We start from the raw sequence: 7,433 nt of genomic DNA on the forward strand, positions 1-7,433 counted from the left end.
TCCGGTTGCCGAGGCTCCGGCCGCCGTGGAGGCTGCTGCGGCTCCGGTGGCCGAGGAGGCTGCGGCTGCTCCGGCGCCGCGTGCCCGCCGCCGTGCGACCCGTGCCGTGACCGCCCCCGCCGCTGAGGCCGCCGAGGTTCCGGTTGCCGAGGCTCCGGCCGCCGCCGCGGAGGAGGCCCCCAAGGCCGCCACCCGCGCCGTGACCGTCGCCGACGCCGTGGACGCCCCCAAGCGCGGCCGCCGCCGCGCCACCCGTTCCACCACCGCGGCCGCCGCCGCCCCGCAGCAGCAGCCCGCCGCCGAGCCCGAGGCCGCCGAGGCGCCCGCCGCTCCGGCCCGCGCCCGCCGCGCGGTGCGTCCCGCCGTGGCCGTCTTCCAGGCGCCGGTCTTCACCGAGCCGATGTTCCAGACCCCCGAGACCGCCGCCATGGCCGCCGCAGCGGCCGCCGCCGCGATCGAGGCCGAGGAGATCGAGGAGGAGGAGGCCGAGGCCGCCGCTCCCGCCGAGCCCGTGCAGCCCACCGGCCGTCGCCGCCGTCGTGGCCGCGGCGCCGAGGCCGCTCCGGTCTCCCTGCCCGAGGTGCTCGCCGAGGAGGAGCCGGAGGCCGAGGCCGCCGACCTTGAGGACGAGTCCGCCGAGGCCGCCGAGTTCGACGAGGGCGACGAGGGCGAGCGCCCCTCGCGCCGCCGCCGTCGCGGTGGTCGCCGTCGCCGTCGCGGCGAGGCCGCCGACCTCGACGAGTCCGCGGAGGACGAGGCCGAGGCCGAGGCCGAGGCGCAGGAGGCCGACGAGGAAGAGGAGGAGGAGACCGAAGAGGCTCTCGGTTCCACCTCCAGCCGCCGTCGCCGCCGTCGCCGCCGCCGCAGCGGTGAGCCCGCCGACGTCACCGGCGAGTCCGCCGGCGACGAGGACGGCGTGCGCACCGTCGTCAAGGTCCGCGAGCCGCGCCCGGCGCGCGAGAAGGCCGAGCCGTCCGACGAGGTCCAGTCCATCAAGGGCTCCACCCGTCTGGAGGCGAAGAAGCAGCGCCGCCGCGAGGGCCGCGAGCAGGGCCGCCGCCGCGTGCCGATCATCACCGAGGCCGAGTTCCTGGCCCGCCGCGAGGCCGTCGAGCGCGTGATGGTCGTCCGCCAGTCCGGCGAGCGCACCCAGATCGGCGTCCTCGAGGACAACGTGCTCGTCGAGCACTACGTCAACAAGGAAGAGGCCACCTCGTACGTCGGCAACGTCTACCTGGGCAAGGTCCAGAACGTGCTGCCGTCGATGGAGGCCGCCTTCATCGACATCGGCAAGGGCCGCAACGCCGTCCTGTACGCCGGTGAGGTCAACTTCGAGGCGCTCGGCATGGCGGGCGGGCCGCGCCGCATCGAGTCCGCCCTCAAGTCCGGCCAGTCGGTCCTCGTACAGGTCACCAAGGACCCGATCGGCCACAAGGGCGCCCGCCTGACCAGCCAGGTCTCGCTGCCCGGCCGCTACCTGGTCTACGTGCCCGAGGGCTCGATGACCGGTATCAGCCGCAAGCTGCCCGACACCGAGCGCGCGCGCCTGAAGACCATCCTCAAGAAGATCGTCCCCGAGGACGCGGGCGTCATCGTGCGCACCGCCGCCGAGGGCGCGAGCGAGGACGAGCTGCGCCGCGACGTCGAGCGTCTGCAGGCCCAGTGGGAGGACATCCAGAAGAAGTCGAAGCAGATCACGACCTCTTCGCCGTCCCTGCTGTACGGCGAGCCGGACATGACCGTCCGCGTCGTGCGCGACATCTTCAACGAGGACTTCTCGAAGGTCATCGTCAGCGGTGACGGCGCCTGGGAGACCATCCACGGCTACGTCTCGCACGTGGCCCCGGACCTGGCCGACCGGCTCCAGCGCTGGACCTCCGAGGTCGACGTCTTCGCGACGTACCGGATCGACGAGCAGCTCGCCAAGGCGCTCGACCGCAAGGTGTGGCTGCCCTCCGGCGGCTCCCTCGTGATCGACAAGACCGAGGCGATGATCGTCATCGACGTCAACACCGGCAAGTTCACCGGTCAGGGCGGCAACCTCGAGGAGACCGTCACCAGGAACAACCTGGAGGCGGCCGAGGAGATCGTGCGCCAGCTGCGGCTGCGCGACCTCGGCGGCATCGTCGTCATCGACTTCATCGACATGGTCCTGGAGTCCAACCGCGACCTGGTCCTGCGCCGCATGCTGGAGTGCCTGGGCCGCGACCGTACGAAGCACCAGGTGGCCGAGGTCACCTCGCTGGGCCTGGTCCAGATGACCCGCAAGCGGGTCGGCCAGGGTCTGCTGGAGTCCTTCTCCGAGACCTGCGTCCACTGCAACGGCCGCGGTGTCATCGTCCACATGGAGTCGCCGGCCGCGATCGGCGGCGGTGGCAACGGCAAGCGCTCGAAGCGCCGTGGCGGCCGCGCCGAGTTCGACCAGCACGACCACGAGGTCGAGACGATCGAGACCGTCGAGGCGGAGGCCGAGGCCTTCGAGACCGAGGCCGAGGTCGCCGCCGAGGTGGCGGCGCCGAAGGCGCTGCCGGAGCCGGAGTTCGCCGCGGGCGAGGAGCTGTACGGATCCCCGGCCGAGGCGGAGGCCGCCGCGGGTCTGAGCGGCCGCCGCAACCGGCGCCGTGCCACCCGCAAGGCGACCGCCCCGGCGGGCGCCCCGCGGCGTGAGGCCGCCCCGGCGCAGGCCCCGGCCCCCGTGGCCGAGGTCGTCGCCGAGCCGGTGACCGAGCCTGCCGACACCGTCCTGGAGCCGGTGGCCGAGGTCGTCGCCGAGGCCGCCCCGGCCGTGGAGACGGCCCCGGCCGCCCCGGTCGAGGAGGCCGCGCCGAAGGGCCGTACCCGTCGCCGGGCGACCCGTAAGGCCACCGCGCCCGCGCCGGTCGCCGAGGCCGCCGTGGAGCCCGTCGTGGCCGCGGAGCCGGAGCCCGAGCAGGCTCCGGAGCCGGTCGTCGCCGCGGAGCCCGAGCCCGTCGTCGAGCCCGAGCCGGTCGCCGTGGTCGAGGAGGCCCCGGTGGCGGAGGCCGCGCCGGCCCGTCCGCGCCGTCGTGCAACCCGTAAGGCCACCGCACCCGCCGGCTCCCCGGCTGGCGCGACCGAGGCCGCCGTGGTGGTCGTCGAGGCCCCGGTGACCCAGGCCGAGCCGGAGCCGGAGGCCTCCGCGGAGGAGCCCGCGCCGGCGAAGAAGGCCGCCCGCAAGGCTCCGGCCAAGAAGGCGACCGCGGCGAAGAAGGCCCCGGTCAAGAAGGCGGCGGCCGCCAAGAAGACCGCGGCCAAGAAGACGGCCACGACCAAGAAGACCGCGGCGAAGCGGACGACGAAGAAGACCGCGGCGGCGGAGCAGCAGGCCGCCCCGTCCGTCTCGGCTCCGACCGAGGGCTGATTTCGCGGCGTACGGTCCAAAACGGCTCTGTCCGGCACCAGTTGGTGCCGGACAGAGCCGTTTTTTTTGTGGATGTGATCAATCTGTTAAGGGCCGCGATCATCCAATGTCGGACATTGACCCTTGTTCAGCGGGCGAGTTCACGTCACAGTGGCTCAACGCTTGCTGTCAAGCGGCTTGTCACGGGGGGATCCTTGGCGAGCGGGGGGATGGCCGACGCACGCGCACTGACCCGCGCCCGCGTCGCTCTTTGTCGCACATCTTTCACGTTCCGTTGCTTCTTCCTGCTTTCCGGCTGCCGCTCAACAGCCTCGAAACGGACGAAAGCGGAACCACCACGTGAGCAGAGCGACAACCGCGCCACACGGCGCGGCCAGGCGGCGTGCCGCCAGAGGAGCCTGGGCCCTGGCGGCCACGGCCCTCACCCTCACCCTGACGGCAGGACCGACCCCCCTCGTGAGCACGGCCACCGCGGCCGCCGGCTGTTCCGGGGCCGAATCGGACTTCAACGGGGACGGCATCCGGGACACCGCGATCGCGGACCCCGAGGCCACCGCCAACGGCATCTCCGAGGCCGGGGTCGTGCACATCGTGTACGGCGGCGGCAAGGGGACCCTGGCGCTGACCCAGGAGGCCGCCAAGTCCGGGGGGTCCGAGGCGGGTGACCAGTTCGGCTACTCGATGGCCGTGTACGACGCCGACCTCGACGGCTGCAGCGACCTCGCCATCGGAACTCCCTACGAGGACGTCGGCACCGGCATCGACGCCGGCCGCATCGTCGTCGTCCACGGCTCGCCCACCGGCCTGGCCGCCGGCAAGGCGAGCGTCGAGTACGTCCAGGGCGCAGGCCTGATCTCCGCCATCGGCTCGGAGTCGTACGACTGGACGGGCTACTCCCTCGCCGCGGGCAAGACCTCGGCCGGTGTGCCGTTCCTCGTCGCCGGCGTGCCCGGTGAGGACGTCGGAACCACGGTGGACGCGGGCGCATTCCTCTACATCTCCGGCTCGACCACGATGACGGCCACGCTCGTCACTCAGGACACCGCCAACGCGGGAGCCGTACCCGACGCCAAGGAGGAGTACGACCGCTTCGGCACCACCGTCGCGGCCACCGCGACTCACCTCGCGGTCGGCTCCCCGGGCGAGGCCCAGGGCACCCTCGCCGAGTCCGGCGCGGTGACGATCTTCAGCCACGCCCTCACGGCGGGCTACCCCAAGCCGCTCAACGTGATCACTCAGGACATGCCCAACGTGCTCGGCGCCTGCGAGACCGGCGACGGCTTCGGCCGGTCGCTGGCCGCGACGCCCTACCGCGCCGCCGGAGCCACCAGCACCACCGAGTCCCTCCTCGCCGTCGGGATCCCGGGCGAGGACCTGTCCACCACCGTCGACGCGGGCGCCGTCCAGGTGTTCAAGATCGACGCGGCGGGTGCCTACACGGAGCTCGCCTGGATCGACCAGAACACCACCGACGTCGGCGGCGAGGCCGAGGCCGGGGACTACTTCGGCCAGCGCGTCGCCGCCTACAACACCGCGCCGACCAGCACGAGCACCGGCGCCAACGTCAAGCTCGCCGTCGGCGTCCCGGGTGAGGACGCCGCCAACGGCGTCCCCGACCGGGGCGTGGTGCACATGTTCGGCATGGTCGGTGCGCCCGGCGCGACCGACAAGATCCTGGAGCCCGGCTCCGAGATCCCGACCCCGCAGGCCCCGCGCGAGTACGCCGGGATGAGCATCGGCGGCGGTGCGGCCGGCGTGTACGTCGGCATGCCGTACGGCCCGGCCGAGGGCCACGCGGTCTACCTGTTCCCGTGGACGATCGGCGGCACGGGCGGCGCGCCCACCGAGACGTTCAAGCCCGGCGAGGGCGGTCTCCCCGCCGACCGCAAGACCTTCGGAACGGTGGTCCGATGATGACGCACCAGCCCCGCACGTCCCGCGGCATCGGCCGCACCGTGCTGCGCCGTGCCTCGATCGCCGCGGTGACCGCCGGCGCCGTCGTGGCCACCACGCTCGGCCTGGATCTCTGGGAGGGCCCCGAAGCAGCCCGTTCCCCGGAGCCCGTCGCCGTGGGCACCCCCGTCCAGACGGAGGCGGAGGCCCGGATCGTGGCCCGCAAGAGCGGCAAGCAGGTCGAGGTCCTGGGCCTGCGCACCGAGCGCCGGGAGATCTTCGCGGCACCGGACGGCTCCTACACGGCCCGCGAGTACACCGAGCCGGTGCACGCGGTCAAGAACGGCAAGTGGGTCGACATCGACAAGACGCTGGTCAAGCGCGCGGACGGCAGCGTCGTCCCGAAGGCGACCACGGTCGGTCTGGCCTTCTCCGACGGCGCGGCCGGGAAGCCGTTCGTCACCATGACCCGCAACACTCACGAGATGGCGCTGACCTGGCCCTACGGCAAGCTCCCCGCGCCCGTGCTCGACGGCGACACCGCCACGTACCCCGACGCCCTGCCGGGTGTCGACCTCAAGGTGCGTGCCGAGGCGAACGGCTTTGGCCACCTGCTGGTCGTCAAGACCCCGCAGGCCGCCGCCGACCCGCGCCTGACGCGCCTGGACCTCGGCCTCAAGACCAAGGGGCTGACGTACAAGAAGGACGCGAACGGCGCGGTCACCGCCGAGGACAGCACGGTCGGCGGCACGGTCTTCCAGTCCGGCGCCCCGTCCATGTGGGACTCGGCTGCCTCCCAGGAGGCCGCGGCCCGCACCAAGGGTCCCAAGGCCGTGGCGAAGTCGCTGTCCGCGGCCCGCGCCGACGCCCCCACCGGGGAGTCCGCCGCCGCGGCGCTCGCTCCGGCCCTCGAAGGCCCGGGCGGCGGCGGCAAGGCCACGGCCCTCGGCATCGAGCTGTCCAGGGACAAGCTGACCCTCGTCCCCGACCAGAACCTGCTGCGCGACGGGGCGACGGTCTTCCCCGTCGTCATCGACCCGATCCAGAAGACCACCGACCGCTCGGGCTGGACCGCCGTGATGTCGGGCAAGCCCACGGTCGGCGAGTGGCAGTACTCCGGCAGCGCGGGCGTCGGCAAGTGCCCGACGGACTACAGCGCCGCCTCGTGCGCCGGTGTCGGTACGCGCCGTGTGCTGTTCCAGATCCCGCTGTCCTTCTACAGCGGCAAGCAGATCCTGGGCGCCACCTTCAGCGCGCGTGTCCAGCACGTGTACTGGGCCGACGCCAGGGCCGAACCCATCCAGCTCCAGCGGGTCGGGGGCAGCACCGCCCACATCAACAGCGCCAGCAACTGGAACAACACGCAGGGCGCGACGCTGACGACGCTGGAGACGCTCGACCAGAAGATCCAGCCGACGAGCTGCACCTCGCAGGCCAACATGCACTTCAAGTCCGGTGCCACCGGAGGCCTGACCAACAGCGTGCGCACCGCGGCCAACGAGCGCTGGCCCTCGATGCTCTTCAACCTCAGGGCCCAGGACGAGAGCACTTTCGGCGGCTGGAAGCGGGTCTGCGGCAACGCGTACCTGAGCATCAGCTACAACACGCTGCCGGGCCTGATCAACACCGCCGCCCTGTCGTCCAACCCCGGCGGCGCCTGCGTCACGGGCACCGGCCGGCCCTACACCGACGTGCCGCCGACGCTGCGCGCCATCGCGAACGACGCGGACGCGGGCGAGCAGGTCAAGGTCCGTTTCAAGCTGGAGTGGAAGGACGCGGCGGGCGCCGCCAAGTCCTACGAGGAGGACACGCTCTACAAGGCGCCGACCAGCTCCACCCCCTTCGAGCACACCGCTCGGTCGACGATTCCCGAGAACACGGCCATCTCCTGGAGCGTCGCCGCCCATGACGGCGACGGATGGGGGCCGTGGAGCGGCAAGTGCGAGTTCATGTACGACAAGTCGTTCCCTGGCAAGCCGAACGTCTTCAGTGGCCAGTACCCGGCTACCAACGTCTACCACGACGGTGTCGGGGCTCCCGGCACGTTCACCTTCTCGCCCAACCCGAACGACACCGTGCCCGACACGGACGTCGTGAAGTACCGCTACACCTTCGCCGGTGAGACCGCCAAGGAGGTCGCCAACACCGCGGCGGGCGGCCC

General features: G+C 72.6%; 1 protein-coding gene and 2 pseudogenes. All 3 read left to right on the forward strand.

Features of this window, described 5'->3' with window-relative positions; genetic code table 11:
* Nucleotides 1-3,379 (forward strand): annotated as a pseudogene (locus AAT21_RS01645) (Rne/Rng family ribonuclease); the annotation flags it as partial.
* 456 nt (nt 3,380-3,835) lie between these two features.
* Nucleotides 3,836-5,293 carry an integrin alpha gene (locus AAT21_RS01650; RefSeq protein WP_052757612.1) on the forward strand — a complete coding sequence of 486 codons (1,458 nt, stop codon included), beginning with the start codon at nt 3,836-3,838 and terminating at the stop codon, nt 5,291-5,293.
* A pseudogene (locus AAT21_RS37875) lies at nt 5,290-7,433 on the forward strand (hypothetical protein); the annotation flags it as partial. The gene AAT21_RS01650 and the pseudogene AAT21_RS37875, both read left to right, overlap by 4 nt.

The sequence above is a fragment of the Streptomyces yangpuensis genome (assembly GCF_001005295.1).
GTDB classification, from domain to species: Bacteria; Actinomycetota; Actinomycetes; order Streptomycetales; family Streptomycetaceae; genus Streptomyces; species Streptomyces yangpuensis.